Source organism: Kribbella sp. VKM Ac-2571, from assembly GCF_004362255.1.
Taxonomy (GTDB): domain Bacteria; phylum Actinomycetota; class Actinomycetes; order Propionibacteriales; family Kribbellaceae; genus Kribbella; species Kribbella pratensis.
Map to the genome: position 1 here is coordinate 309,670 of NZ_SNWS01000006.1, position 25,693 is coordinate 335,362.

Here is a 25,693-nt window from a genome sequence, read left to right on the forward strand (position 1 = left end):
CTCAGCTGAGGGCGAACTCACCCGCCTGGACGCCGGCCGCGTCGAGCAGGGCGGCCGCGGTGGTCGCACCGATGCCGCCGAGCGGCTGCGCCCGGACGACCGCACGGGCGGCCGCGCCGTCGAAGATCATCGTGAGCTGGACGGCCAGCGTGGACGGGTCCTCCGCGCCGGCCTTCACCAGCTCGCGGTGGAAGAAGTCGGTGAGCTGCTGCTTGAAGTGCCGCGCCACCACGGATCCCGGGTGCTCGGGGTTCTTCAGCTCCACCGCCGTACTCACATAGGGGCAGCCAAGGTAGTTGCCCGCCGCAACCATGGCGTCCTGCCGGTCGAACACGGTGAGGATCCGCTCCCGCGGCGAGCGGTCGTCCTCGGCCCCCGGGTGCAGGATCGTCTGGTACGCCGGACCGCGGCTGGCCAGGCTCTCCGCGATCAGCTCGTCCTTGGACCGGAACAGCTGGTACATGGACTTCTTCGACACCCCCGCCGCCTTGCAGAGCGCGTCCACGCCGATGTTGACGCCGTCGCGGTAGAAGAGTTCGCCAGCGGCGTCCAGCAGCCGCTCACGGGGTGTTGCGGAAGTGCTCATGTCATCGAGGGTACCGGCTGGATTTGAAATCAGAAACCGATCGGTTTACGGTGTTGGAAACAGATCGGTTTCCACAAGGAGTTCCAGATGACCACACTCGAAGGCGCCGTTGTCCTCGTCACCGGCGGGCAGCGCGGGATCGGCAAGGCGATCGTCGACGACCTGCTCACCCGCGGCGCGGCCAAGGTCTACGCGACCGCCCGTGATCCCCGCCCGAGCACCGACCCACGCGTCGTACCGCTGCCGCTCGAGGTCACCGACCAGGCCTCGATCGACGCGCTGGCCGCAGCCGCGCCGGACGTCACGGTGCTGATCAACAACGCCGGCGCGAGCTCTCCGGACACTTACCTCGACGCCTCGATCGAGGACGTCCGGGCGGTCTTCGAGGCGAACTTCTTCGGCCCGCTCCAGCTCACCCGGGCGTTCGTCCCGATCATCGAGCGCAACGGCGGCGGCCACGTGCTGAACGCCCACTCGGCCCTGTCCTGGGTCGCCCGGCACGGCGCCTACTCGGCAACGAAGGCCGCGTTCTGGCTGCAGACCAACGCGATCCGGCTCGAGCTGCTGAACCGCGGCATCGGCGTCACCGGCCTGCACATGGGGTACGTCGACACCGACATGGTGACCGCCGTGACCGCACCGAAGTCCCGCCCCGAGGACATCGCCAAGCAAGCCCTCGACGGCATCGAGTCCGGCGCGTACGAGGTCCTCGCCGACGACACCGCCCGCGGCGCCAAGGCCGCCACGGCCCTCGACCTGACCGCCGTCTATCCCGAGCTAGCCGGCTGACACGTGGACGTCGCGGCCGCGGGTGTACTCCATGGCACCCGCGATCCCGTCGGCCACGTCGGCGCGTAGTTCGCGCTCGACAACGTACAGCGCCAGATCGATCCCTGCGGTGATGCCGCCCGCGGTGACCAGCGTGCCGTCGTCGACGACGCGGTTGGTCTTCAGCTCGGCACCGAACGTCTTCAGCTCGGCCCACGCGCCACGGTTCGTCGTCGCCGCTCGACCCTTCACCAGGCCGGCCTCCGCGAGCAGCATCGAGCCGGTGCAGACCGAACCGATCCACTGCAGCGACGGCGCCAGCTCGGCGATCCGCGCCGGCATCACGCCCCGACGCGCCTCGGCCCACGCGCCCTTCTCGGCGCGATTCATCCAGCCGCCGCCCGGAACGAACAGCGCGTCCGGCTGCCCGAGACCCTCAGGTGCCTTGAACTGCAGCCCGTGCAGCCCGGTCACCTCGACCGGCCCGTCCAGCCCGACCAGCGCCATCTCGAACCCTGGCCGCCGCGACGCGTGACTCCACACCTCGAACGGGCCCATCACGTCCATCTCGTCCACACCGTCGAACACCAGAATCTCGATCCGCATACCCCAACCCAACCGGAGGGCGCGGAGCGGAGCCAGTGGCCACGAGGCCGGTGTTCGCAAGGTTCTGGCCAACCTCTCGGCGCACGGTTGGCACCGCTGAGCGCTTGCCGCTCGCACTCGGGGTGATCGGACCGCTACATGTGGAGAAGACACCCCCGCCGCCCCGGAGGTCCACAGTGAGACGTCCTGCCGCTGTTGTCCTGACTCTTCTCGCCGCATCCCTTGTCGTCGTTCCGACACCCGCTAGCGCAGCCACCGCGTGTGATGCCGCAGCTGCCGGCTTCACACCCGTCCTGCAACTGGATCTGCCCGAACAAGCCAACTACCTGAACACCACCCCGCCCTACAGCCTCGATCGGACCGCGGAGATCGGGTCCAACTTCGACCGAGTCGGCTACTGCCTGGAACTCGACGGGCAGTGGGTGTGGACCGCGATGGAACCGTTCAGCACCGACGCCCGGCGGATCGGTCTGCCGACCCGACCGGGCGAGATCGTGCGCCAACGCGTCGGCGACCTCGACGTGCGGTCCAACGTGCCCGGCGTGACCGAAGGCACGGGTCAGTCCGGCTACCTGGAGATGTGGCCGAACCAGTACGCCAAGACGGCGAGTGCCCAAGTGGCGAACGCGTCGGCGACTACGTACGACGCCGACGACAGCCCGACCACGCCCCTCGGCTACGGCTCGTTCCAGGTCTCGCAGGTCGGGGCGACGCGGCCGTCGACCGTGCCCGCGAAGCCGGTGCTCGCGATCAACACCTTCACCCAGTCGGACACCAGCCTGCTGTCGCTCGGCATCGGCGCGAGGCCAACAGCCGATCCGGACTGGACGTTCGCCGGCAACGCAGCGCAGTACACCCAGCGTCGGCTGACGGCGTACGTGCGCACTTCGATCGTCACACTGACCGAGTCGCCTCAAGACCGTCAGTTGGTGCCCCGCGACAGCAAGGGTGGCGCGACTGTGCCCGTCGCCGGCCGCATGACGGATCCACGGGTCAAGAGCGTGCAGCTGGCGGTGACCAGCAACGGCAAGACGGATCTCTATACCTCGGCGTCGAGGCAGTTCCGGTTCACGCCGCGGATCCGTGCGGGGTTGCACGAGTACACGTTCGAGGTGCGGGCGCTCGGCCGGGTAGTGGCTCGCCGCGAGGGCATCGTGTCCGGTGATGCGTACGTCGTCCAAGGGCAGTCCAACGCCGAAGCGTCGATGTACAACGGCGCCGCGAGCGGGGAGGAATCGCCGTACCTGCGCAGTTTCGGCAGTCCGGTCTCCGATCCGGCGATCTCCGCCGCGGACCGCGTGTGGGGCTACGCGACCGGCGACGTGTCCCGGCAGACCGGCTCGGTCGGGCAGTGGGCGATCAGGATGGGCAGGCAGCTCGTCGACAAGTACAAGGTCCCGATCGCACTCATCAACGGCGCGCACGGCGGCCAGCCGATCAGCTTCTTCCAGCGCAACGACGCGAACCCTGACGACATCGCCACCAACTACGGCCGGCTTCGGCAGCGCCTGACGGCCGCGGGCGTCATCGGCCAGCTCCGCGGCGTTCTCTGGTACCAGGGCGAGTCCGACAACGACAACGCGGCCGTGCACGTCAGCGGCTTCACGTCACTCCTGCAGGACTGGCGCTCCGACTTCGGCACGACACCGAAGTACTACGTCTACCAAGTCCGTACGTCGCCCTGCGGGAACTCGACCAGCACGAGTCTCCGCGAGGCACAGCGTGAGATGGGTGACACGCTCGGCGTCACCGTGCTGTCCACCACAGGGCTGTCTGGCCACGACGGCTGCCACTACGCGTACGCCGGTGGGTACCGCGACATGGGTGACCACACGTACGCCGTACTGGCCCGCGACCTGTACGGCGGGCCGTCCGCCGGCGTCGCTCCGCCGAACCCGCGCAGTGTCACGGCCAGTGGCTCACAGCTCACCGTCCAGCTGCGATCAACCGATCCGCTCACCGTGGAGGAAGGTGTTGCTGCTGACTTCCGAGTGGATGGCGCTGCGGTCACAGTGACATCTGTCGCGTACCAGCCGGGCAAGCTGGTCCTGCAGCTGTCCGCTCCGCCAACCGGAGCGACTGCCCTCACCTATCAGGCTCATCTGGGTGCGGGTCCGTGGATCACGAACGCCGTCGGAACGGGCCTGCTGACCTTCACCCTGCCGATCAGCTGACCTCAGCGAAAGGGCGGCCGGTCCACCGGCCGTCCTTGGTCTGGTGTCGACGTACCGTAGAAGGCATGTCAGTGACAGGGGGGACGCCTTCCACCCACGAAGAGGAGGTGGAAGAGCGGGTCGGGCCGTACCGGCTGATCCGGCGGCTCGGACAGGGGGGCATGGGTGTCGTTTACCTGGCCGAGGGACCCGAACACCAAGAGGTGGCGCTGAAGGTACTGCGCTCGCACGTGGCGCACGACCCGATCGCACGGGCCCGGTTGCAGCGCGAAGCGACCACACTGCAGAAGGTGAACCACCCTGGCGTGGCAGGCATCCTCGACCACGACCTGGAGGGTGAGCGGCCGTACCTGGTGACCCGCTTCGTTCCCGGTCGCCCGCTGGACGAACAGGTGGACGAGCGCGGACCGCTGACCCCGCGCAAGTGGCTCCCACTGGCCGGCTGCCTCGCCGAGTCGCTCCAGGCGATCCACGCGGCCGGAGTGATCCACCGCGACCTCAAGCCCGGCAACGTGATGATGTGCAACGGCAAGCCGGTGATGATCGACTTCGGCATCGCCCAGGCCGCCGACGATCTGCGGCTCACCCAGACCGGTCTGGTGATCGGTACGCCGGGCTACCTGGCACCTGAGCTCATCGAGGGCGAGATGGTGTCGCAGTCCGCGGACTGGTGGGGCTGGGCGGCCACTGCCGCGTTCGCCGCGACCGGACGCCGGCCGTTCGGCAAGGGGCCGTTCGAGGCGGTGCTGGCCCGGGTGCACTCGGGACAGGCCGACCTGGAAGGGCTGGACCCACGGCTGAAGTCACTGCTCGCCGCAGCGCTCTCACCGAACAAGGCCGACCGGCCGACGCAGGAAGAGATCATGACCGGCCTCAGCCGGTACGCCGAGGGTCGCGACGCGCTCCCGCCACGTGAAGCTCAGACCGTGGCCGCCGTACCGCCGACCAAGCTGGTGACGCGGCTCATGCCGACAGAGGAGCCCGCGGTCGAGGAGCCGACGGGCCCGACACCGACCGAGGTGGCGCAGCTGGTTCCGCCGGTCATTCCGCCGCTGTCCGCGTTCACTCCGATCCGGGACAAGATCCGGGACGCTGCCGCGAAGAAGCCCGTGGCTGAGGCACCTCCGGTGCAGCCTTACGATCCGTATGCGCCCTATCAGAGTGCGCCGCCGTACCAGAGTGGTCCGCCGGTGCCCTACCAGCAGCCTGCTCAGCCAGTGCCTGTCCAGCCGGCCCAACCGGCTAAAGCTCCACCGACTGGTCGGCGTACTGCGATCATCGTCGGCTGCATGCTCGCGCTCACCGGCTTGGTCGCTCTGACTCCGGGCTTCGGCACAGTCGTGGCCATCCTGCTGCTGGTGCTCGCCCGGACGGTCGATCGCTCGAGTACGGCGCTCATGCGGCGCCGTCAGCTCCGTGGCCGGTCCGGGAAGTCGGACGGCGTTGTCGCGCTGGCCGCCAGCCCGGTACAGCTCGCCACGGCAGCCCTGATCACGCTGCCGTGCCTGATCCTGCCGCTGCTCACGGCGGTTGTTGTCGGCGGCATCGTCACCGGCGTCGCCGCCTCGACGTACGGGCTGGAGTGGGAGCCGCTGTCGGCCGTCGGCTTCGGTACGGCGGCACTGACCGCCCTGTTCTGTTGCTGGTGGGGTCCTGGCGGCAGCTCACTGCGTCGCGGTGCGCACATCGCGGCACGCAACACCTTCCGGGCACACTGGTTCTCCGGCCTGATGGCCGTCGTACTGCTGGCGATCGGCGGCCTGACGTTCTACCTCGCCACGCAGGGCGAGGGCGCCGCCTGGGCACGGAGCCCGATCCAGACACCGAACATCAACCGCCCGACGCTCGGCGACCTACGCAACGCGCCCTTCATCCGAGACCTCCCCATCATCGGCAACTGATCCGGCGGAGGGCCGGATCAGAGCGAGATGATCGGGACCTTCCATCGGGTGTTGCCTCGCCAGGCTCCCGTGCGCGCTGCTTCTGCCAGATGAGCGATATCCCCGTGGTCAGAGGTGACGCAGGTCGCCGCTGATTCGAAACAACAGGCCACGACCTGCGCATCCACGACATCGGCCCGATCCGCGACAGCCAGCAACTCGCCGACCCTGGTCGCCAGATCCTGTGTGAGCGGAACGACCTCACACCCATCGACGAGACGCCGCAGGTCCCGCTGCTTGTGTCCCCGCCAGACCTGGGCCAGCACCGCGGCGGGAACGCTCGGCTCGACACCGCGCATGAGGGCGCGCAGGTGAATCGCCCACAACCGCGGGTCGTTGCGTTCTGCCGCGATCAACGCCCCGGCGTCGTAGACCAGCTGTGTCACGCGCGCGGACCCCGGTCGTTGTCCTCGGCGCTCGGCCTCGTGTCGGCGACCGACTCATCCTGTGCGTCGGCCAGTGCGCGATCCGCCCAGTCGAGTTGCTCCGCAGTCAGCGCGCCGTGCTCGGACTCCCAGTCCGAAACAGCCTCCAGGCCGCGATACAGCCGCTCACTCTTGGCCACCAGCTCGTTGACGTACGCCGAAGGCGTCGTGTGGGCCGCGCGAGCCCTGCGCTCGACCGCTGACCAGAGCTCCTCGTCAAACGACAAGGTCTTCTTCTTCACCGCCATGGCGCAATGGTATGACCGCGGTATGACGATCACCAATCCCCGGTCGACCCTGGGTGGCCGACCGGGGTGGCTCACGATTACAGCTGGACGATCTGGCTGCGCTCGGGGCCTACGCCGATGGCGGAGATGCGGGCGCCGCTGAGCGACTCGACCGCGCGGACGTAGGTCTGCGCCTCCTTCGGGAGGTCGTCGAACGCGCGGCAGCCGGTGATGTCGTCGGACCAGCCGTCGAACTCCTCGTAGACCGGGACCGCGTGGTGGAAGTCGGTCTGGGTCATCGGCATCTCGTCGTGCCGGACGCCGTTCACGTCGTACGCGACGCAGACCGGGATCCGCTCGCGACCGGTGAGGGTGTCGAGCTTGGTGAGGACGAAGTCGGAGACGCCGTTCACGCGGGCGGCGTACCGGGCGATGACCGAGTCGTACCAGCCGCAGCGCCGCGGACGGCCCGTGGTGACGCCGAACTCGGCGCCCTGGGTCCGCAGCCATTCGCCGTCGGCGTCGAGCAGCTCGGTCGGGAACGGGCCTTCGCCGACGCGGGTGGTGTACGCCTTCACGACGGCCATCACACGGTCGATCCGGGTCGGCGGGATGCCGGTGCCGGTGCACGCGCCCGCGGAGATCGCGTTCGAGCTGGTGACGAACGGGTAGGTGCCGTGGTCGACGTCGAGCAGCGTGGCCTGACCGGCCTCCATCAGCACGGTCTTGCCGTCGTCGAGCGCTTTGTTCAGCAGCAGGCTGGTGTCGGCGACCATCGGCCGCAGGCGGTCGGCGTACGCGAGCAGCTCGTCGAGGACCTCGCGGATCTCGACAGCACGCCGGTTGTACACCTTCACCAGCAGCTGGTTCTTCTGCTCCAGCGCACCGGTGACCTTCTGCTCGAGGATCTTCTCGTCGTACAGGTCCTGGATCCGGATCCCGATCCGGTTCATCTTGTCGGCGTACGTCGGACCGATGCCACGGCCCGTCGTACCGATCCGGCGGCTTCCGAGGAACCGCTCGGTGACCCTGTCGAGCGTCCGGTTGTACGGCGGGATCACGTGCGCGCTCGCGCTGACCACCAGCCGGGATGTGTCCACTCCGCGCGCCTGCAGCGCGTCGAGCTCCTCGAACAGCACGCTGAGGTCGACCACGACCCCGTTGCCGATCACCGGGGTGACACCCGGTGTGAGGATGCCGCTCGGGAGCAGGTGCAGCGCGTACTTCTCGGACCCGATCACGACCGTGTGGCCGGCGTTGTTACCGCCGTTGAACTTCACCACGTAGTCGATGACCTCGCCCGTGTTGCCGAGCAGATCGGTCGCCTTGCCTTTGCCCTCATCGCCCCATTGGGCGCCGACGAGCACGATTGCGGGCATCTCAGCCCTCCTGTGCTTTGAAACGGTGAAGCCCGGAGACGTTCACCGGACATTCATCCGGCAACGCATCCAGGCTCTTGCGACCAAAGCCTACCGGACCGAAGCTCACTCGTTACGGGCCTGTCCACAACCCTCCAGCGACCGTTTCAAGTCACTGTTTCAGCAGGTGACGGGTTGCCATTTTCCGTGAGCGCATGCACACTCTTAGTCAGCGGCCCGCCGAAACTGCCGCAGGGGACGGTTCCGGCGGGCCGCTTCCTCTTTTCCGGGCTAGTCCAAGCCCTCGGGGCTGGAGGCCAGCCACTCCTTCACCCGCCGGTCGGCTTCCTCCGGCGAGACGTCCTCGACCTTCGTCAGGATCGCCCACCGGTGGCCGAACGGGTCGATGACCGTGCCGAACCGGTCGCCGGTCATGAACGTCTGTACCTCTTCGACCGGCTTCGCCCCGGCTGCGACGGCCTTCGCGTACGTCGCGTCCACGTCCGGGACGTAGTGCACCAGGGAGGAGTGCACCCACTCGCCGTTCGGTGCCCGCAGCCCGATCTGCGGCATCTGGTCGCTCAGCTGCAGCATCGAGTTCCCGATCTTGAGCTCCGCCTGACCGACCCGCCCGTCCGGCATGTCCTGCCGGCTGATCACCTCGGCCCCGAAGACCGACTGGTAGAACTCGATCGCCTTCGGCCCGTCCGCGACGGCGAGGTACGGGGTCAGCGAGTGATAACCGTCGGGGATGGGGTTTACCGTGTTCGTCGTCATGACACCCAGTCAATCCGCTGACCGCCGGACGGTCTTGTAAGAAAGCGACAGCCCCCGTTGACCCAGCCAGCCGACAGCGAGAAGGGCATCCTGCATCCGCGCGAGCAGGCCCGTCATCGTTCGCTGAACCGGCTCGCGCCGGGACCGGAGGCGGGGCGGTTCGTGGAGTGGTACTGGATCGTCGAGTGGGATCTCGACGAGCCGTACACGGCCGAGGTGCTGCCGTTCCCGGCGGTGAACGTGACGTTCGAGCAGCCGGGCGGCGCGTTCGTGAACGGCGTCTGCACGCGCAAGTTCGAGCGGGAGCTGCGCGGGCGCGGGCGTGCGTTCGGGGTGAAGTTCTGGTCCGGCGGCTTCGGCGCGATCACCGGTCTCGACGTCGGGTCGTTCCGCGACGAGGTGCTGCCGCTGACCGCGGTGTTCCCGGACGGCGATCGGCTCGCGGACCTGATGTTCGAGGCCGAGTCCGACGTACGGCGGCGCGCGGTGTTCGAGGCGTTCCTCCGCGATCACCTGGCGCCGCCCGATCCGTCGTACGAGCTTGTCCGGGAGATCGTGTCGACGATGGCGGCCGACCGCTCGGTGGCCCGCGTCGACGAGATCACCGAGCGTTTCGGCGTACCGATCCGCACACTGCAGCGGCTCTTTCGGCGGTACGTCGGCGTGGGTCCGAAGTGGGTGCTGCGACGCTATCGGCTGCACGACGGCGCGGAGCTGCTCGCCCGGGGCGAAGTCGCCGAGCTCGCGGAACTGTCCGCCTCCCTCGGCTACTTCGACCAGGCCCACTTCTCCAAGGAGTTCAAGCAGCAGATCGGACTGACCCCCGCCGAATACGCAGCACGCGCCGCAGCCGAACGCCAAATCACCTACCACTGAGCCCACGCTCTGAAGGACGAACAGTCAGGGCCACATCTTTGCGATCCGGCCTGCGGCATGTACGTGCCAGAAGCCAACCGATACTCGGCGACTCGCGGCAAGCATCGCGCGTTCGGCATCGATGAAGCGCCTGGCCATCTCGTCCAGACTCAAGTTCCCCGAGGCAAGGCAGAAGAGGTGGCCGGCATCCAAAGCACTCAGCTCGTGCTCTCGGTAGCGGATACGTTTGTCCTTGGTGAGCAGGAGCCAGCCACGTGAGCAGCCCTCCGCGATCCACTCCTCGTCTGGGATCCGCGTCGCGTCGTTGTGATAGAAATCCGCGATCAGGTGAATGGTCCAGCCGTGCTCGCGAAGCCGCGCTGCGGACGCTTTCCCAAGTCTACGGTCGAAGAAATACTCAGGCAGCTTGGCGGAGCACATCTTCGACTACGTCCGCAGGCAAGTCGTACTCGTCGGCAACGACGCTGATCGGTTCTCCAGTTCGCCACAAGGAGACCAACGCATCGACTGGGACCTTGCTCTTCGCAAGCACCGGCGCACCCCAACCGAAGCTCGGGTCGATCACCACCTCAGCCCGGGCCGGATACTGTGGCAGACGCAGACGCGCCGGGTTTCCCTCCGCATCCCAGCTGATGTACGTCAGATATTCGGCGATGACCTCAGGGATGGCAAGCTGGTCGTCCCGGGCATGGATGAAGGACTGGTCCGCGATCCGGACGAAGAGCCCAACGCCATCGGTCGCGATCCGCTCACGTGCCAAGGCATACGGATCCTGGAACTCGGAACGCACCAGATCGGCAGCCCGCCGGATGTCGGGCATCGAGAAGCCCAGCTCACGAAGAGTTCGCAAGACGAATGCTTCGACAACACCCACGAACGGCACACGAGGCCATCCGCGTCGCTCAGGATGGACGGCATGTACGAGCGAGGGTCGCGACCCGTCGGCGAGCCAGGCATCCAGGGTCGATTCGGGCATCTTGAGGGTCCTTGCCGCCTCGCGCGCAGTGAGGAGTGGCGTCGAGTAGATATCCGTCATTGACTTTCTCCTCTCCATCACGCAGCCGAGATTGCGCTGCAGAACGCTGTGTGACGAAGTCTCTCAGACCTCGCCGACAAAACCGCCCCGGCTCGGCGCACAATCAGATCACCTACCGCTGAGCCTCACCGTCATCGCCATCATCGTTGCCATCAGGGCTGCTCCGAGTGCGACGGTGAAGCCGTACTGCGGGCTGTGGCCGTCGACGACCCAGCCGGCGAACGCTGAGCCGAGCGCCATGCCGGCGGCACCGCCTGAGTTGACCCAGGTGAAGGCCTCGGTCAGGACCGCGGAGTCGACAGCCGACTCGGTCAGCACCGCCGACAGAGTCTGGAACGGCGCTATCGCCAGGCCGGGAAGCGTCAACGCGAGAGCTGCGGTCAGTGGGGTGTGCACCGCAATCAAGGGCAGACAGCTCACAGTCAGCCAGACGAAGGCGATCACGAACTGCGTCTCCGGAGCGATCCGCCAGCGCCTCGCGCCGTACAGGAGACCCGCGAACAGACTCACCAGGCTGGTGATGCTGTAGAGCGGCCCGGCGAGACCCGGCGTACCTCGTGCGACTGCGAAGGCTGTGACGGAGACCTGCATGCTGCCGAAGAACAGGCCGATGCCGACGTTCGTGCCGACCAGGCCGACGAATCGCTTGTGCAGCAAGCGTTTGGGACTCTGGTGGCGACCTGACGCGCTCGGCGGCGGCGCAGTACCTCGCTGCACTGCCAGCAAGCAGCCGCCGGACAGCAGGAGACTCGTCGCGAGGACCGAACCTATGGCCGGGCTGCTGGACGAGCTCACGATGCCGACCAGTCCAGGGCCGACCATGAAAGCGACGCCGACGCTGAACGCCTCCAAGGCGAACGCTGTGGACAGGAGCGGCGTGTCCCGGAGTGCGTGCGACCAACGCGCCCCAGTCTGCGCACTCAGCTGCGGTAGCGATCCACCGGCGAGGACGCCGGCCACGACGAGTGACCACAGGGAGGCGTGCGAGACCGTGAGGCCGATGAGCAACGCCATCGTCGTGGCGTGCGCCAGCAGTGTCACGGGCAACATCCGGGTCTGACCGAAACGGTCGATCAGCCGGGCGACCTGCGGTCCGGCGACCGCTTCGGCGACGGCGAAGCCGCCGGTGACGCTACCTGCTGCGGCGTACGAGCCAGTCGATCCGTGGACCAGCCAGACGATGCCGAGGCCGGTCATGGCGATCCCGATCCGCGCCGGGGCCGCTGCTAGGTAGAACTTCCACGCGCCGGGAGTACGCAGTACCGCTGCGTAGGTGTTGGTGGGCGTGTCGATCCGTCCGGTGAGAGCCGGCACGGTGAGACCTTCCGCTGCCCTGTTGGGGCGGGGACCCGACCGTGGGCGTCCAGCTTCGCCGGTCTGTCCGTCCGCCAAGAACCGTCCATGTTCGACAAGCAGCGGGGACGCTCACCGCCTGCCGGCACTGTCAACGGGCAGAAACCTCGATAGTTCAGGTTGACCGGAACATCATACCGTCCCGGAGCACGGGCACGCTGCGACTTTCATCCACCTCGGCCGCGATCGCGACGTCCTGCGGATAGCCGTACTGCGTGAGTTCGCGACCGCCGGCGCACTCGTGCAGGAGCGCAGGCAGCTCGTCCGCGACCGCGTCGTACGCCGCAACCGCCGCCCGTGCTTCCGGGGAGAGGTTGGCACCCTGGAGCGCACTCAGGAACCCGCCGGCACCCCACAGGTCCTCGACCGCGGGCCTGAGCGACCCGTCCTTCCATCGCTCGCCCGCGGCAATCGCCACGACCTTCACCGTCGGCCGCTCCGTCAACTGCTTGGCCAACTGCTTCGTCACCCACTCGGCAGCCGCGGCTCGGTTACGCAGCGACACCGCGACCACCACGGCGCCGCTGTCACTCAACTGCTTCGCGATGGTCGATCCGTTGGGCGAGGGCAGCACCAACCTGGTGATTCCGGTCACTCGCCTGATCGACACCGGCGAGAGGCTTACGTCGTCAGGACCGGCCGCGGACCGCCCGACCGCGAGCGTGGCGCCGTGCCGCTCGGCGTACGCGACCGCCGTCTCGTCGCGCCACCGGTACGGATAGACGTCGATCCCGAGGTCGGCCGCGACGGTCACCGCTGTGGTGAACGACAGCACGTCGACGACCGCGACGATGTCGCCGGCAACGACCCCGGCGCCGACCGGCCCCCACTCGAACCCGATGCCGAATCCGGCTTGCGCGTAAGGGCTGGTCACCCGGCAGATCATTCCGCCGGGCGCCCAACCCCACAAGCAGGTTCAGCTCAGAGCGTCGGCAGCAGCCGGCGACGAGTCGCGCAGGAACGTGGCGCAGCGCTCGGCCTCGTCCTTCTCGTCGATGAGCGCCGCGGCCTTGCCCAGCGCCGCCAGCGCGCGCAGGAATCCACGGTTCGGCTCGTGCTCCCACGGCACCGGCCCGTGGCCCTTCCAGCCGTTCCGGCGGAGCAGGTCGAGGGCCCGGTGGTAGCCGGTGCGCGCGTACGCGTACCCCTCGATCGTGCGCCCGTCCGCGAGCGCCCCCTCGGCGAGCACCGCCCAGGCCAGCGACGACGTCGGGTACTTGGCCGCGACGTCGGCCGGAGCGGCCCCGTCGGCGAGTTCCGCCGCGGCCGGGTCGACCGGTAGTAGTGTCTCGGGTGGACCTGAGAGCAGATTGTTCAATTCCATAAGCACATCTTCGCCGATCACGCAGCCGTACCGGCACGTGACCGTCTGGCGAAATCCGTTGACCGTTCACCCGGCGGCCACGGATGCTTGAGACCCTGCATCAACCGCCGTGGTTCCCAGCTACGGCCGGAAGGAGGCACCGGATGAGCGTCATAGTCCTGAACGCGTCGTACGAACCGCTGCACACCGTCTCGATCCAGCACGCCATCCGGATGCTGGTGCGGGAGGTCGCAGTGGTCGAAGAGTCGCACGGAGAGCGAACTATCGGCCCGTTTCCGGTTCCTCGAGTCCTCCGCCTGGTCCGGTACGTCGTGACCCACTGGCGCTACGCGGCGGGCCGGATGAAGTACAGCAAGCACGGTGTACTGCGGCGGGACAAGTTCCGGTGCGCGTACTGCGGTCTCGAGAACGCCGACACCATGGACCACGTCCAACCCAGGTCCAGAGGCGGCCGCACCGAGTGGCTGAACGCTGTCGCCGCCCATGCCTCGTGCAACGAGCGGAAAGGCAACCGCACCCCGTCCGAGGCCGGCATGCCCCTCCTCTGGCAACCCTGGGTACCAACCCGCGCAGAGCTCGTCATAGACACATGACGGGCATTTTTTATGCCCGTTTCCAGGCATCGGCTTCCCTCGGGGCGCATCCTCGAGATCAGCACTGTCGCTGACCGCCCGGACCTCGCCCACGCCGACATCGACGTGGGCGACTGGCCGGCCTTCATGCGCCACAACCGCGTCTCCGAGGCCTACTTCGCCCAGACGGTCGAGACGTTCGCCGACACCTGTCTGATCGCCACCTCGGACGGCAAACCCGTCGGCGACGCCCACGCTGTCCAACTCTCCGACGGCAACTTTCCCGCCGGAGGCTGGGAACAGTCAGTCGTCCGGGCATTCGCCGACATCCGCCGCGGCGTACCACCTGACACCGCCTGCGCCCTGAACATCAGCGTCGCCCGTAACTTCCAGGGCGAGGGCGTCGCCTCCCTCCTCCTCACCGCGCTCCGCGAGGCAGCCGCCGGGCTCGGCCTCAACGCTCTCGACGCGCCAGTACGCCCGACGCACAAGCATCTCGAGCCGTCGGTCGAGATGGACGACTACGCCTTCCGCACTCGCCCCGACGGTCTCCCCCTCGACCCGTGGCTGCGCACCCACGTTCGCACCGGCGGCCGAATCGCCGGCGTCGCGCCGGCATCCTGGGTGATCTCGGGATCCCTGGCGGAATGGCGCTCCTGGACCGGGCTTCCGTTCGACCGCAGCGGTCCTGTCGAGGTCCCAGGCGCGCTGGTTCCGGTGGAGTGCGACGTCGTCGCTGATCGCGCGGTGTACGTCGAGCCGAACGTCTGGGTGCGGCACGAGTTCTCCACAGATTGAAAATCGTGGGTCCGGGCGGGGTCGGATCGCGGCACGTTCTTGGGCATGAATCCTCAACTTGCCGTGATGGCGTCGATCCGGGGTGGTGTGTTCACCCGGGCCGACGCACGTGCCTCGGGTTACCACGACGCTGATATCGATTCCCTGCTGCAGTCCGGCTCCTGGCGACGGATCCGGCGCGGGAGCTATGCCGCTCACCGTTCACTCATGCTCGTCACCGACGAGGTCCTCTACCTGCGCCGGATCTACCAGGTCCTGCGCGCCAGCGGGTCTGGCGTCTTCGCCAGCCATCAGTCGGCCGCGGCCCTGCACGCCTTGCCTGTCTGGGGTCTCGACCTGACCCGCGTCCACGTCACCGCCGCGGACGGACGCTCCGGCCGTCTACGCGGCGTCCACCGCCACATCCGCGACCCAGTGGGCCCGGGCGTCCAACTCTGGAACAGGCTGCGGATGGCCTCGCCCGCCCGCGCGATCGCCGAGGTGGCCGCGACCGCACCACCCGCGCCCGCGATTGTGCTCGCCGACGCCGCGATGTACGCCGGACTCGTCAACCGGCGCACGTTGAACCGCGCGGTCGCGACGCTCGACCACGGCGCCAGGCGGGCCTCCAGAGTCCTCGACCAGCTCACCGGATCGGCCTCGATCGCCGAGTCCCGCCTGCGCGTCATCCTCGCCGACGCGGGTCTCCCCGCACCCAGCCCGTCACCACCACCCGATTCCGAAGCAGCTGATCCCGACGGATCCGCTGCCGAAGGCCTGTGGTTTCCCGACGAGCGCACCGTCGTGGAGTTCGAACCGCGTTTTCCGTTCTGGTGCGAGGAATTCGAGCCTTCCACCGAGGAGCCGGTGCCCGAGCCGGCCGCCGCCGAACCCGACGGACCGCAACCCGTCGAGCACTGCTGGATCTCCTGGGCCGACCTCGCCGACCCACCGACCGTGGCCGACCGCATCCGTACCACGTTCACCCGAGCCGCCCGCCGCACCGGAATCCGCCACTTCGACCTCGGTTCTGTCTGGTGATCCAGCGCCGTCGCGAGGAGGTGCTCGGTGCGGTGCATCGGCGTGCGGGGCGAAGGTCTCGATGCGGAGCATCGTGGCCTTTGCACCCGTGCGGCGAGGTGCCGTGCCGAGTGCCCCGCAGTAGGCGATGGATCACCAGACAGAACCTTGCCCGAATGTGACAGAAGGGCCCACCGCCCGATGGCGGTGAGCCCTTCACAGACCCCCTACAGGAGGACCAGATGATGTCAGGCGTTCAGCGACGTGCCCGTCGAGCGAAGGTCCTCGCACGCCTCGGCGACGCGCTTCGCCATACCTTCCTCGGCCGCCTTGCCCCACGAGCGCGGGTCGTAGGCCTTCTTGTTGCCGACCTCGCCGTCGACCTTCAGTACACCGTCGTAGTTGGCGAACATGTGCCCCGCCGCCGGCCGGGTGAACGCGTACTGCGTGTCGGTGTCGACATTCATCTTGATGACGCCGTTGTCGACCGCCGCCCGGATCTCCTCGAGCGTCGAGCCGGACCCGCCGTGGAACACCAGGTCGAACGGGCGCTCCTTGCCGACCTTGGCGCCGACCGCGTCCTGGATCTCCGCGAGGATCTCCGGCCGCAGCTTGACCGCGCCCGGCTTGTAGACGCCGTGCACGTTGCCGAAGGTCAGCGCGGTCAGGTAGCGGCCGTGGTCACCGGTGCCGAGCGCCTCGACCGTGGCCAGGCCGTCCTCGACGGTGGTGTACAGCTTCTCGTTGATCTCGTTGGCGACGCCGTCCTCCTCGCCGCCGACGACGCCGACCTCGATCTCCAGGACGATCTTCGCCGCGGCCGTCTGGGCCAGCAGTTCCTTGGCGATCTCCAGGTTCTCGGTCAGCGGCACCGCCGAGCCGTCCCACATGTGCGACTGGAACAGCGGGTTCTCGCCCCGGGCGACGCGCTCGGCGGAGATCGCCAGCAGCGGCCGGACGAAGCCGTCGAGCTTGTCCTTCGGGCAGTGGTCGGTGTGCAGCGCGATGTTCACCGGGTAGTTCTTGGCGACCTCGTGCGCGTAGGCGGCCAGGGCGACCGAGCCGGTCACCATGTTCTTAACGGTGGAACCGGACAGGTAGTCGGCACCGCCGGTGGAGACCTGGACGATGCCGTCCGAGCCCGCCTCGGCGAAACCGCGGATCGCGGCGATCAGCGTCTGCGAGGAGCTGACATTGATGGCCGGGTAGGCGAAGCGGTTCTGCTTGGCCTTGTCCAGCATCTCGGCGTAGACCTCAGGGGTTGCAATAGGCATGTCTCGCGGTACTCCTCACAACACAGTTCTCGGGGGTTCGGCTCCAGTATTGCCGCCGGGTGCTTCGTCGGATCCGGCGGCCCACCTGCCGAGCCGGCCCGGTGGCCGGGGAGCGATCGGCAGGGATGCAGACCAGTTGATGAACAGGACAGGTCCAGTTCGTTGCGGCCCGATGACGGCCGCGCGTCGGACTCAGGCCGACCCGGTGCGCGGGCCGCGGGGGGTCAGGGCCATGTGCAGCCGGTAGCGATCGGCGCGGTAGGCCGACCAGGACAGTTCGACGACCTTGCGGCCGGCGAAGGTGGTGCGCTCGAGGACCAGCAGGGGTGCCCGCCGGGCCACGCCGAGCACCCGGGCGACATGACCGTCGGCGTTGTCCGCCCGGACGGTCTGCTCACCGGAGGTGACGACGACGTCGTACTCACTGGCAAAGACGTCGTAGAGAGTGCCGAGCTCGCGGCCGAGCAGGCCGGGGAAGAGCGCGGACGGGTAGTAGCCGACCTCGTAGGCCATCGGCGACGCGTCGGCCGTGCGGAGCCGTTCGACCCGGATCACCTTGGTGCCCTTCGCGACCCGCAGGCCCTTCGCGGTCTCGTCGGAGGCCTCGATCTCGCTGGCCGACAGCACTACGGTCCCGGGCTCGAGCCCACGGGCCCGCATCTCCCGGGAGAACGAGGTCAGGTGCAGCTGCGAGTCGACCTGCGGACCGGTGACGAAGGTCCCCTTGCCGTGCACCCGTTCCAGGGCGCCGGACTCGACCAGGTCGCTGATCGCCTGCCGGACGGTCACCCGGGAGACGTTCAGTTTGTCCACCAGGGCCCGTTCGGAGGGGATCGGGTCCCCCGGATGCAGCTCGACGTCGATCAGCCGTTCCAGCACCGATCGGACCTGGGCCCGCTTCGTCGCCACCATGGAATTTCGATCCTCCAGACCTGGGCGGGTCTCGGGGGTGCCCCGGGACGCCGCTCACTGCTATCGTGCGCAGCATACCTGTTAAGACCAGATAGGACCAGTGATCGTAGTGGTGTCTGTCCCCGCCCAAGAGACCCGGATGGCGGCCGAGATCGCCGAGCAGCCGGCCGCGCTCGCCGCGACCTTCGAGCATGTCCTGCCGCTGCGGCACGACATCACCCGGCTGGCCGCCGGGCGCCGGAACGTGATCTTCGTGGCGCGCGGATCGTCCGACAACGCGGGGGTCTACGGCCGCTACCTGACCGAGATCCACGCCGGCCGGCAGGCGTCACTGGCCGCCCCTTCGGTGGCCACGCTGTACGGCGCGAACCTCGACCTCTCGAACTCGCTGGTGGTCGCGGTCAGCCAGTCGGGCGCGACCCAGGAGATCGTCGACACCGCCGAGTGGGCGAAGCGGAACGGCGCGGCGATCGTCGGCATCACGAACGACGGCAACAGCCCGCTGGCCTCGACGGCGGACGTCGCCCTCATCACGCAGGCCGGCCAGGAGCTCGCCGTACCGGCCACGAAGACGTACACGACGCAGCTGGCCGCGATCACGGTCGCCGTGGACGCGCTCGCGCCGCGGCCGGGGACGCTCGACGCCGACATCGCCCGAGTCCCGGACGCCGCGACCAAGATGCTGTCCGGGTCGGTCGAGGCGGCGGCGGACCTGTTGGCGGCGGCGCACGACGTGCTCGCGAGCGGTCGCGGACTGACCTTCGGCACGACGCTCGAGGTCGCGCTGAAGCTCGAGGAGACCTGCCTGCAGCCGGTCCGCGGACTGTCGTACGCCGACCTGAAGCACGGCCCGATCGCGGTCGTCGACTCCGACCTGGTGACGATCCTGGTCGCGGCGGGCGAGGGCCCCGCACTGGCCGGTATGACCGAGCTGGCCGGCATCGTCCGCGAGAAGGGCAGCAAGATCCTCGGCATCGGCGGCGACCCGACCTTCGCCTCCCGCTGCGACGTGAACCTGGCCGGCCCCGACCTCCCTGAAACCCTGGCCCCGCTCGCCCTGGTCATCCCGGCCCAACGCGCCATCGAGCTCCTGGCCCGCAAACTCGGCCTCGACCCCGACGCCCCTCGCGGCCTCCGCAAGGTCACCCAAACCGACTAGGTCCGGTCTGGTGATCCAGCGCCGTCGCGAGGAGGTGCTCGGTGCGGTGCATCGGCGTGCGGGGGCGAAGGTCTCGATGCGGAGCATCGTGGCCTTTGCACCCGTGCGGCGAGGTGCCGTGCCGAGTGCCCCGCAGTAGGCGATGGATCACCAGACCGGACCTCGACAAAGTGCTCACTCGGTGAGCACTTTGGGTGGAATCGTGGTGGTCATCAACCGGGGCAACACCTGAGAGAGGACCACCACGATGTTGCGAGGGCTTGCGACTGTCAGCTTCTACGCGGGCGATGTGAAGGCGGCGCGGCGCTGGTACGAGGAGTTGCTGGGGATCGAGGCGTACTACGCCGTGCCGACCGCGGAGGAGCCGGCGTACGTCGAGTTCCGGTTCGGGGACTTGCAGTGCGAGCTGGGAATCATCGACGCCAAGTACGCGACGCACCAGGTCGGGCCGGTGGCGGCCGGGGCGATCGTCAACTGGCACGTCGACGACCTGGAGGGCACGCTCGCGCGGCTGCTGGAGCTCGGGGCGACGCTCAACGAGGGAATCGTTGAGCGAGGCAACAACACGGGCTTCCGCACCGCGTCGGTCGTCGACCCGTTCGGCAACCTCATCGGCATCATGAACAACCCGCACTACCTGCAGATTCTCGAAGAACTGAAGGCCTGAGGCTGTTCAGAAGTCGATCCGCATGACCGCGCGGCGTTTGCCCGGCCGGCTCACCTCGGCGAAGCCGGCGTCGGCGAACGTGCCGAGGGTGCCGACCGATCCGCCGTCGACGAAGTCCGGGTAGCCCTCCACGGCGCGGGCGCCGCGTTCACGGGCGAAGTCGGCGGCGGCTCGGGCGAGCGCACGGCTGATGCCGCGGCGCCGATAGCCCACGCGGGTGACGAAGCAGGTCACGGCCCAAACAGTCGTGTCGGCCTTGTCCTCATTGCGGCCCAGCCAAGGGACGCGGTTGTCGCGGCGCAGCCTCGGATGGTCGGCGCGCGACGCGACGGCGCACCAGCCGACGGGCTCGCCATCGAGATACGCGACCAGGCCGCTCGTGGTCTTGGCCTTGGGGTTTCCGCAGGCGGTCTGGTCGCGCAGCCGGGCGGCGAGCTCTTCGGGTCCCTCCGAGGCCCAGGACTCCTTGGGCAGCATCCGGAACCGCTGGCACGAGCAGCGCGCGGTGTCCCCGCTGGTACCGAAGATCGCCTTGAGCTCCTCGGCGGTCGCCTGGTTCGCGGGGACGATCGTGAGTTGTTCCGCGGCGATCGGTTCTCGGGAGCCCGATGGGCGGGGCATCCGTGGAGGTGCGGGGCGTTTCTCCCTCTCGGGCAGCGCGTCCAGCATGAGCCGGACATCCACGGTGTCGCCCGCGTCCAGTCCGTGCGGCTTGCGTACTGCGTCCTTCAGCGGGAGCAGGTAGCTGCCGTCCTTCGGGTACAGGGACGTCTTCCACTCGGTGCTGCCGATCCGGGCGCGAATCGGCAGCATCCCCCAGCCGTAGCTGGCAGCTGAGGCGACGGCCCGCAGCGCGTCGCCTTCCTCCTCCGGCACGGGGACGAAGAAGTACGGCGCTGGGCCGCGCCACTCGATGACCTCGCCGCTGAACGACTGATCCATGGGTCAGATGCTAGATCCGGTTCCGGACGGCCTGCTTCCGGATTCGGCACCGATTTCCGGTCGATCAGAAGTTGCCGCGGTGGGTCAGGGCAGTAGTGATCTGGGTGGCGGCTTGCTGAAGGTGCGGGAGGAATTCTTCGCAGAGGGACGTCGAGGTCGATCGGGAGGCGTGCGCGGAGACGTTGAGTGCGGCGATGACGCGGCCGCGGGAGTCGTGGATGGGGGCAGCGATGGAGCGGAGGCCGAGTTCGAGTTCCTGGTCGACAAGCGCGTAACCGTCGGCGCGGGCCTGGGTGATGCTGGCGCGCAGGTCGTCCGGGGCCGTGATCGTGCGATCGGTGAGCGGCTCGGCCTGCAGGGTTTCGAGGTACGCCATGAGGTCTTCGTCGGGCAGGGCGGAGAGGAGGACCCGGCCCATCGAGGTCGGGTACGCCGGCAGCCGGGCGCCGACTCCGAGCGCCACCGTCATGATCCGGCTGGTCGGCACGCGGGCGACGTACACGATGTCCGGGAGGTCGAGGGTTGCGATCGAGCAGGACTCGCGGGTCTTGGCGCTCAGTTCCTCCATGAACGGGCCTGCGAGCTCGCCGAGATCCAGGGAGGAGAGGTACGCCCAGCCGAGGGCGAGGACGCGCGGGGTGAGGGAGAAGCGGCGGTTGTCGCTGCGTACATAGCCGAGTTCCTCCAGCGTGAGCAGGATCCGGCGCGCTGTCGCGGGTGTGATGCCTACTGCGCGCGCCACCTCACTGAGGGTCAACGACGGCGCGTCGGCGGAGAACGCGCGGATCACCGCGAGGCCTCGCTCCAGACCCTGCAGAAACGTGCCTGTAGACGCGTCACCCGGCATCGGCTAGCCTACTTTTCGTTGAAAGAAGAACTATTCGCTGAGCGAAATCCTAGCGGAGCTGCCGATGCCACGTCCAGTCGACCCTGAGGCGGCGCCCTCCAGCGCGGGGTTCGTGCACACGTTCCTGCCCGGGCGCGTGGTGTTCGGGGCAGGCTCGCTCGACCGGGTCGCGACCGAGGTCGAAGCGCTCGGGGTACGGCGGGTGCTCGTGATCGCGACGAACTCCGCGCAGTCAGCGGCCGACGGGGTCGAGGCGCAACTGGGTGACTTGTTCGCCGGCCGGATCGACGGCGTGGCGCAGCACGTCCCCACCGAGGTGGCCGAGAACGCGCGGGCGAAGGCACGCGAGGCCGGAGCTGACGCGGTCGTCGCCATCGGTGGCGGTTCTGCAATCGGTCTCGCCAAAGCAATCGCCCTCACCACCGCCGCCCCACCCACAAGCGAGGCGGCCGGCGGGCGCGCGGTGGTGGTTGTTGCTGTGCCCACGACCTATGCAGGGTCTGAGATGACGCCGGTGTGGGGCGAGACGACAGCTGGTCGTAAGAGCACCGGGGCTGATGTGCGGGTATTGCCTCGGGTGGTGATTTACGACCCGGTGTTGAGCCGGGAATTGCCGTTGAAGGTGACGGCGGCGAGTGTCGCGAATGCGATCGCGCATTGTGTGGAGGCGGTCTGGACACCGAAGGCCGATCCGATCACGGAGCTGATCGCAGTGGAAGGGCTGCGGGCGTTGAGCAACGGAATGCGGGAAGTGTTGCGAGCCCCTGACGACTTAGATGCTCGAAGCAACCTTCTGTACGGCGCCTGCTTGGCGGGCTCGGCATTGGCGACAGCTGGGACCGGCCTGCATCACAAGCTGTGCCATCTGCTGGGCGGCACCTACAACCTGCCGCACGCGGAGACGCATGCGGCCGTCCTTCCTCAGGTTGCCCGCGTAAACGCTTCCTCAGTTCCACAAGCGAAAACGCGACTGGAAGCGGCCCTGGGCGCAACCGACCTGGCCGGCGGATTGTTCGACCTGTTCCAGGCAGCGGGAGTGCCAACGAGTTTGCGGGAGCTGGGCTTGACCGAGGCGCAGGTCGCGGACGCAACCGCGGCGTTCAAGCCCACGGACAACCCGATCCCGGTGACGGAGGACCTGGTGCGGGGAATCCTGACCCGCGCCTGGTCCGGTACGCGACCTTGATGAGCGAGGAGACCGGATGGACCTGCAAGGCGATGATCTGACCGCGGCCGTGGTGGCCAGCTTCGGGGACAGCCCGAGCGACCGCTACCGGGAGGTGATGAGCGCCCTCGTGCGCCACCTGCACGCGTTCGCACGCGAGGTCGACCTCACCGAGGACGAGTACTTCACCGCGATCGACTTCCTGACCCGGACCGGTCAGATCTCGACCGGCACGCGACAGGAGTTCGTGCTGCTGGCCGACGTACTCGGGCTGTCGATGCTCACCGTCGGCCTGGGCAACCGGAAACCGCCCGAGGCCACGCAGTCCACGGTGTTCGGGCCGTTCTTCGTCGAGGGATCTCCCGAAGTACAGCTCGGCGGCGACATCGCGAACGGTGCCCCTGGACAGCCGTGCCTGGTGAGCGGGCGGGTCCTCAACCTCAAGAGCGAGCCGATCCCGGGCGCACTCGTCGAGACGTGGCAGGCCGACGAGGACGGGTTCTACGACGTACAGAAGGAACTCGAGGGCCCGCAGAACCGCGCCCACCTGACGACCGACGCCGACGGCAACTATCGGTTCTGGGCGGTCAAGCCGGTCGCCTATCCGATCCCGGACGACGGGCCGGTCGGCGAACTGCTCCGCGCCGGCGGTCGCGGGCCGATGCGCCCCGCACACATCCACTTCATGGTCACGGCCCCTGGGTACAGCCGCCTGATCACGCACGTCTTCGCGGCAGGCGACGAATACCTCGACACGGACGCGGTGTTCGGCGTCAAGCAGTCGCTCATCGCCGACTTCACCGAGCACCCGGTCGGCACCGAGGCCCCCGACGGCAGTACGCCGGACCAGCCCTTCTACACCGTCGACTACGACCTGGTGCTCGCCACCACCGAGGAGACCCAGCAGTGATCACCACAGACGTCCTGATCGTCGGTAGTGGCCCGGCCGGTGGCGCCGCGTCTCTCTTCCTGTCCACGTACGGCGTCGACAACATCGTCCTCACCCGGTACGGCTGGACCGCCAACACGCCCCGCGCCCACATCACCAACCAGCGCACGATCGAGCTGATGCGCGATGTAGGCATCGAGGACCAGGTCACCGACAAGGGCACCCCGCACGACCTGATGGGTCAGACCGCGTTCTGCACCAGCCTCGCCGGCGAGGAGATCGGCCGGATTCGCACCTGGGGCACACATCCACGCCGTCTGGCCGACTACACAGAGGCGAGTCCCTGTCTGCCCATGGATCTCCCCCAGACGCTGTTCGAGCCGATCCTGGTCAGTACGGCGGCCAGTCGCGGCGCGCGGCTCCGCTTCGACACGGAGTACGTGAGCTTGGAGCAGGACGACGACGGCGTCACCGCCACGGTGCGGGACCGGCTGAGCGACACGACGTATCAGATCCGCGCCAAGTACCTGATCGGCGCCGACGGCGGGCGGAGCAAGGTTGCCCAGGACCTCGAGTTGCCGATGGCCGGTGCAATGGACATCGAGGGCTCGATGAACATCGTCTTCGAGGCCGACCTGAGCCGGTACGTCGCCCATCGCCCGAGCGTTCTGTACTGGGTCCTCCAGCCCGGTGCGCAGATCGGCGGGATCGGAGCGGGCCTCGTCCGGATGGTCCGCCCGTGGAACGAATGGCTCGTCGTCTGGGGCTACGACATCAACCAGCCCGCCCCGGTGGTCGACGAGGCGATGGCGACCGAGATCGTGCACAACCTGGTCGGCGACGACACGATCGACGTGAAGCTGAAGAGTACGTCGGTCTGGAGCGTCAACCACATGTACGCCGAGAAGATCTCCAAGGGCCGCGTGTTCTGTATGGGCGACGCGATCCACCGGCACCCGCCGAGCAACGGGCTCGGGTCGAACACCTCGATCCAGGACGCGTACAACCTGGCTTGGAAACTCGCTCTGGTCCTCAAGGGCCAGGCCGCTCCCGAGCTGCTGCAGAGCTACGACGCCGAGCGTGCCCCGATCGCGCGGCAGATCGTTGAGCGCGCCAACAAGAGCCGCAATCAGTTCGGCCAGATCTTCCGGGCGCTCGGCATGACGCCGGACGCGCCGGCCGGGCGGACGATCGAGTCGCGCAAGGACGACACCCCGGAGGGCGCCGCGCAGCGCGAGGAGCTGCGGAAGGCGATCGAGCTGAAGGACTACGAGTTCAACGCGCACGGTGTCGAGCTCGGGCAGCGCTACCGCTCGTCTGCCGTGGTCGACGACGGTACGCCGGAGCCGCCGTACGAGCGGGATCACGAGCTGTACTACCACCCGACGACCTGGCCGGGCGCCCGGATCCCGCACTGCTGGCTGACGCGCGGATCGGACACCGTGAGCACGCTGGACGTGGTCGGGAAGGGCCGGTTCACCCTCCTCACCGGCATCGGCGGCGACGCGTGGGTGAAGGCGGCACAGTCCGTCTCCGAGCAGCTCGGCATACCGATCGAGCCGTTCGTGATCGGTCCGGGTCGTGAGCTGGACGACCTGTACGGCGACTGGGCGCGGGTGCGCGAGATCCCGGACGAGGGCTGCCTGCTCGTCCGGCCCGACGCGCACATCGCGTACCGCGCGTTCGACCAGCCCGACGACGCGACCGAAACGCTGAAGCAGGCGATCAGCAGGTTGCTAGGCAGGGCCTAGGCGGCTGACGAGACTTCTGAGCGGAGGATGCGGTCGAGGATCGCCGAGATCTCCGCGGTCTCGGCGTCCAGCAAGGTGAGCAGCGCGACCCGCGAGGTCTCCGACCGCGCCTCCAGAGCTGCGGCGCTCAACGCGCGCACGGTGCCCAGCTCGTGTATCAGTTCGTCCCACAGAGTGTTCATCAGCAAACCCCCATGTGTCCCGTCACCAGAACCGGCGCGACGAGAAGCCTCACTTCTGTCTCACCGAGTACAACGGGCGCAAGCGG

28 protein-coding genes are annotated in these 25,693 nt (G+C 68.3%); 12 read left to right on the forward strand and 16 right to left on the reverse strand.

All coding sequences use genetic code 11. From position 1 onward, the window contains the following. Position 1: 1 nt before the first annotated feature. Positions 2 to 586, reverse strand: a complete 585-nt coding sequence (locus tag EV651_RS16165) for a TetR/AcrR family transcriptional regulator (protein ID WP_133786001.1) — start codon at positions 584 to 586, stop codon at positions 2 to 4. Positions 587 to 673: 87 nt separating this feature from the next. Between EV651_RS16165 and EV651_RS16170 the strand changes: the two genes are divergently transcribed. Then, on the forward strand, positions 674 to 1,375 hold the full coding sequence (locus EV651_RS16170; RefSeq protein WP_133786002.1) for an SDR family oxidoreductase: 702 nt from the start codon (positions 674 to 676) through the stop codon (positions 1,373 to 1,375). Here the strand turns inward: EV651_RS16170 and EV651_RS16175 are convergent. Beyond that, a complete protein-coding gene (locus EV651_RS16175; protein WP_133786003.1) occupies positions 1,364 to 1,960 on the reverse strand; it encodes a DJ-1/PfpI family protein in 597 nt (198 codons plus the stop codon). The genes EV651_RS16170 and EV651_RS16175 overlap by 12 nt on opposite strands. 176 nt (positions 1,961 to 2,136) lie before the next feature. On the opposite strand from EV651_RS16175, the gene EV651_RS16180 reads away from it, so the two are divergent. Both EV651_RS16180 and EV651_RS16185 read left to right on the forward strand, forming a co-directional pair. After that, positions 2,137 to 4,134 carry a sialate O-acetylesterase gene (locus EV651_RS16180; RefSeq protein WP_133786004.1) on the forward strand — a complete coding sequence of 666 codons (1,998 nt, stop codon included), beginning with the start codon at positions 2,137 to 2,139 and terminating at the stop codon, positions 4,132 to 4,134. A gap of 65 nt (positions 4,135 to 4,199) precedes the next feature. Then, positions 4,200 to 6,035 (forward strand): serine/threonine-protein kinase, encoded by a 1,836-nt coding sequence (locus EV651_RS16185; RefSeq protein ID WP_133786005.1) that lies wholly within the window; start codon positions 4,200 to 4,202, stop codon positions 6,033 to 6,035. A 17-nt stretch (positions 6,036 to 6,052) separates the two neighbouring features. On the opposite strand, the gene EV651_RS16190 is transcribed toward EV651_RS16185, so the two are convergent. The 4 genes from EV651_RS16190 to EV651_RS16205 all read right to left on the reverse strand — a co-directional run bounded on the left by EV651_RS16190 (position 6,053) and on the right by EV651_RS16205 (position 8,861). Next, complete coding sequence (locus EV651_RS16190; RefSeq protein WP_133786006.1) at positions 6,053 to 6,460, reverse strand: PIN domain-containing protein; 408 nt, start codon at positions 6,458 to 6,460, stop codon at positions 6,053 to 6,055. Next, positions 6,457 to 6,747 carry a hypothetical protein gene (locus tag EV651_RS16195; RefSeq protein ID WP_133786007.1) on the reverse strand — a complete coding sequence of 97 codons (291 nt, stop codon included), beginning with the start codon at positions 6,745 to 6,747 and terminating at the stop codon, positions 6,457 to 6,459. Before EV651_RS16195 ends, EV651_RS16190 begins: the two co-directional genes overlap by 4 nt. A 77-nt stretch (positions 6,748 to 6,824) precedes the next feature. Continuing rightward, positions 6,825 to 8,105, reverse strand: coding sequence for an adenylosuccinate synthase (locus tag EV651_RS16200; protein ID WP_133786008.1), 1,281 nt, complete (start codon positions 8,103 to 8,105; stop codon positions 6,825 to 6,827). A 270-nt stretch (positions 8,106 to 8,375) separates the two neighbouring features. Next, positions 8,376 to 8,861 (reverse strand): VOC family protein, encoded by a 486-nt coding sequence (locus EV651_RS16205; protein WP_133786009.1) that lies wholly within the window; start codon positions 8,859 to 8,861, stop codon positions 8,376 to 8,378. A 57-nt stretch (positions 8,862 to 8,918) separates the two neighbouring features. Here EV651_RS16205 and EV651_RS16210 point away from each other — a divergent pair, with 57 nt between their 5' ends. Next, positions 8,919 to 9,737, forward strand: a complete 819-nt coding sequence (locus EV651_RS16210) for a helix-turn-helix transcriptional regulator (RefSeq protein ID WP_133786010.1) — start codon at positions 8,919 to 8,921, stop codon at positions 9,735 to 9,737. Positions 9,738 to 9,761: 24 nt separating this feature from the next. Here EV651_RS16210 and EV651_RS16215 read toward each other — a convergent pair whose 3' ends face one another. The 5 genes from EV651_RS16215 to EV651_RS16235 all read right to left on the reverse strand — a co-directional run bounded on the left by EV651_RS16215 (position 9,762) and on the right by EV651_RS16235 (position 13,450). After that, the gene (locus tag EV651_RS16215; RefSeq protein WP_133786011.1) at positions 9,762 to 10,157 is read right to left on the reverse strand and encodes a hypothetical protein; all 396 of its coding nucleotides are present in this window, start codon (positions 10,155 to 10,157) and stop codon (positions 9,762 to 9,764) included. Continuing rightward, positions 10,135 to 10,773 carry a DUF433 domain-containing protein gene (locus tag EV651_RS16220; protein ID WP_202870346.1) on the reverse strand — a complete coding sequence of 213 codons (639 nt, stop codon included), beginning with the start codon at positions 10,771 to 10,773 and terminating at the stop codon, positions 10,135 to 10,137. The genes EV651_RS16215 and EV651_RS16220 overlap by 23 nt, the downstream gene beginning before the upstream one ends. Positions 10,774 to 10,881: 108 nt before the next feature. After that, the gene (locus tag EV651_RS16225) at positions 10,882 to 12,087 is read right to left on the reverse strand and encodes an MFS transporter (RefSeq protein ID WP_133786012.1); all 1,206 of its coding nucleotides are present in this window, start codon (positions 12,085 to 12,087) and stop codon (positions 10,882 to 10,884) included. Between the two features lie 154 nt (positions 12,088 to 12,241). Continuing rightward, positions 12,242 to 13,000 (reverse strand): 2-phosphosulfolactate phosphatase, encoded by a 759-nt coding sequence (locus tag EV651_RS16230; protein ID WP_202870347.1) that lies wholly within the window; start codon positions 12,998 to 13,000, stop codon positions 12,242 to 12,244. Between the two features lie 42 nt (positions 13,001 to 13,042). Beyond that, positions 13,043 to 13,450: a DUF3151 domain-containing protein gene (locus EV651_RS16235; protein ID WP_133786014.1), complete on the reverse strand. Its 408-nt coding sequence runs from the start codon at positions 13,448 to 13,450 to the stop codon at positions 13,043 to 13,045. Positions 13,451 to 13,593: 143 nt separating this feature from the next. On the opposite strand from EV651_RS16235, the gene EV651_RS16240 reads away from it, so the two are divergent. From EV651_RS16240 to EV651_RS16250, 3 genes are read left to right on the forward strand one after another with little or no spacing between them, the layout of a single operon-like run. Beyond that, the gene (locus EV651_RS16240) at positions 13,594 to 14,043 is read left to right on the forward strand and encodes an HNH endonuclease (protein ID WP_131335989.1); all 450 of its coding nucleotides are present in this window, start codon (positions 13,594 to 13,596) and stop codon (positions 14,041 to 14,043) included. A gap of 12 nt (positions 14,044 to 14,055) precedes the next feature. Beyond that, entirely contained in the window at positions 14,056 to 14,820 is a 765-nt protein-coding gene (locus EV651_RS16245) for a GNAT family N-acetyltransferase (RefSeq protein WP_133786015.1), read from the forward strand. Between the two features lie 45 nt (positions 14,821 to 14,865). Next, positions 14,866 to 15,840, forward strand: a complete 975-nt coding sequence (locus EV651_RS16250) for a type IV toxin-antitoxin system AbiEi family antitoxin domain-containing protein (protein ID WP_238156919.1) — start codon at positions 14,866 to 14,868, stop codon at positions 15,838 to 15,840. Between the two features lie 227 nt (positions 15,841 to 16,067). Here the strand turns inward: EV651_RS16250 and fbaA are convergent, their stop codons facing one another. Beyond that, the gene (fbaA, locus tag EV651_RS16255) at positions 16,068 to 17,093 is read right to left on the reverse strand and encodes a class II fructose-bisphosphate aldolase (RefSeq protein ID WP_133786016.1); all 1,026 of its coding nucleotides are present in this window, start codon (positions 17,091 to 17,093) and stop codon (positions 16,068 to 16,070) included. 192 nt (positions 17,094 to 17,285) lie between these two features. Then, positions 17,286 to 18,005, reverse strand: a complete 720-nt coding sequence (locus EV651_RS16260; RefSeq protein WP_130388014.1) for a GntR family transcriptional regulator — start codon at positions 18,003 to 18,005, stop codon at positions 17,286 to 17,288. Between the two features lie 139 nt (positions 18,006 to 18,144). On the opposite strand from EV651_RS16260, the gene EV651_RS16265 reads away from it, so the two are divergent. After that, positions 18,145 to 19,164 carry an SIS domain-containing protein gene (locus EV651_RS16265; protein ID WP_133786017.1) on the forward strand — a complete coding sequence of 340 codons (1,020 nt, stop codon included), beginning with the start codon at positions 18,145 to 18,147 and terminating at the stop codon, positions 19,162 to 19,164. Positions 19,165 to 19,411: 247 nt separating this feature from the next. Further along, on the forward strand, positions 19,412 to 19,831 hold the full coding sequence (locus EV651_RS16275; protein WP_133786018.1) for a VOC family protein: 420 nt from the start codon (positions 19,412 to 19,414) through the stop codon (positions 19,829 to 19,831). A gap of 6 nt (positions 19,832 to 19,837) precedes the next feature. Here EV651_RS16275 and EV651_RS16280 read toward each other — a convergent pair whose 3' ends face one another. Together EV651_RS16280 and EV651_RS16290 are read right to left on the reverse strand one after the other, a co-directional pair. Beyond that, entirely contained in the window at positions 19,838 to 20,773 is a 936-nt protein-coding gene (locus EV651_RS16280; protein ID WP_202870348.1) for a DUF1905 domain-containing protein, read from the reverse strand. Positions 20,774 to 20,837: 64 nt separating this feature from the next. Then, on the reverse strand, positions 20,838 to 21,620 hold the full coding sequence (locus EV651_RS16290) for an IclR family transcriptional regulator C-terminal domain-containing protein (RefSeq protein WP_133786019.1): 783 nt from the start codon (positions 21,618 to 21,620) through the stop codon (positions 20,838 to 20,840). Between the two features lie 64 nt (positions 21,621 to 21,684). Between EV651_RS16290 and EV651_RS16295 the strand changes: the two genes are divergently transcribed. The 3 genes from EV651_RS16295 to EV651_RS16305 are packed head-to-tail and all read left to right on the forward strand — an operon-like array spanning position 21,685 to position 25,425. Beyond that, on the forward strand, positions 21,685 to 22,806 hold the full coding sequence (locus tag EV651_RS16295; RefSeq protein WP_133786020.1) for a maleylacetate reductase: 1,122 nt from the start codon (positions 21,685 to 21,687) through the stop codon (positions 22,804 to 22,806). 16 nt (positions 22,807 to 22,822) lie between these two features. Continuing rightward, positions 22,823 to 23,695 carry an intradiol ring-cleavage dioxygenase gene (locus EV651_RS16300; RefSeq protein WP_133786021.1) on the forward strand — a complete coding sequence of 291 codons (873 nt, stop codon included), beginning with the start codon at positions 22,823 to 22,825 and terminating at the stop codon, positions 23,693 to 23,695. After that, positions 23,692 to 25,425, forward strand: a complete 1,734-nt coding sequence (locus EV651_RS16305) for an FAD-dependent monooxygenase (protein WP_133786022.1) — start codon at positions 23,692 to 23,694, stop codon at positions 25,423 to 25,425. Before EV651_RS16300 ends, EV651_RS16305 begins: the two co-directional genes overlap by 4 nt. Here the strand turns inward: EV651_RS16305 and EV651_RS16310 are convergent. Beyond that, positions 25,422 to 25,607, reverse strand: a complete 186-nt coding sequence (locus EV651_RS16310) for a hypothetical protein (RefSeq protein WP_133786023.1) — start codon at positions 25,605 to 25,607, stop codon at positions 25,422 to 25,424. The two genes, EV651_RS16305 and EV651_RS16310, sit on opposite strands and share 4 nt — an antisense overlap. Positions 25,608 to 25,693: the final 86 nt, after the last annotated feature.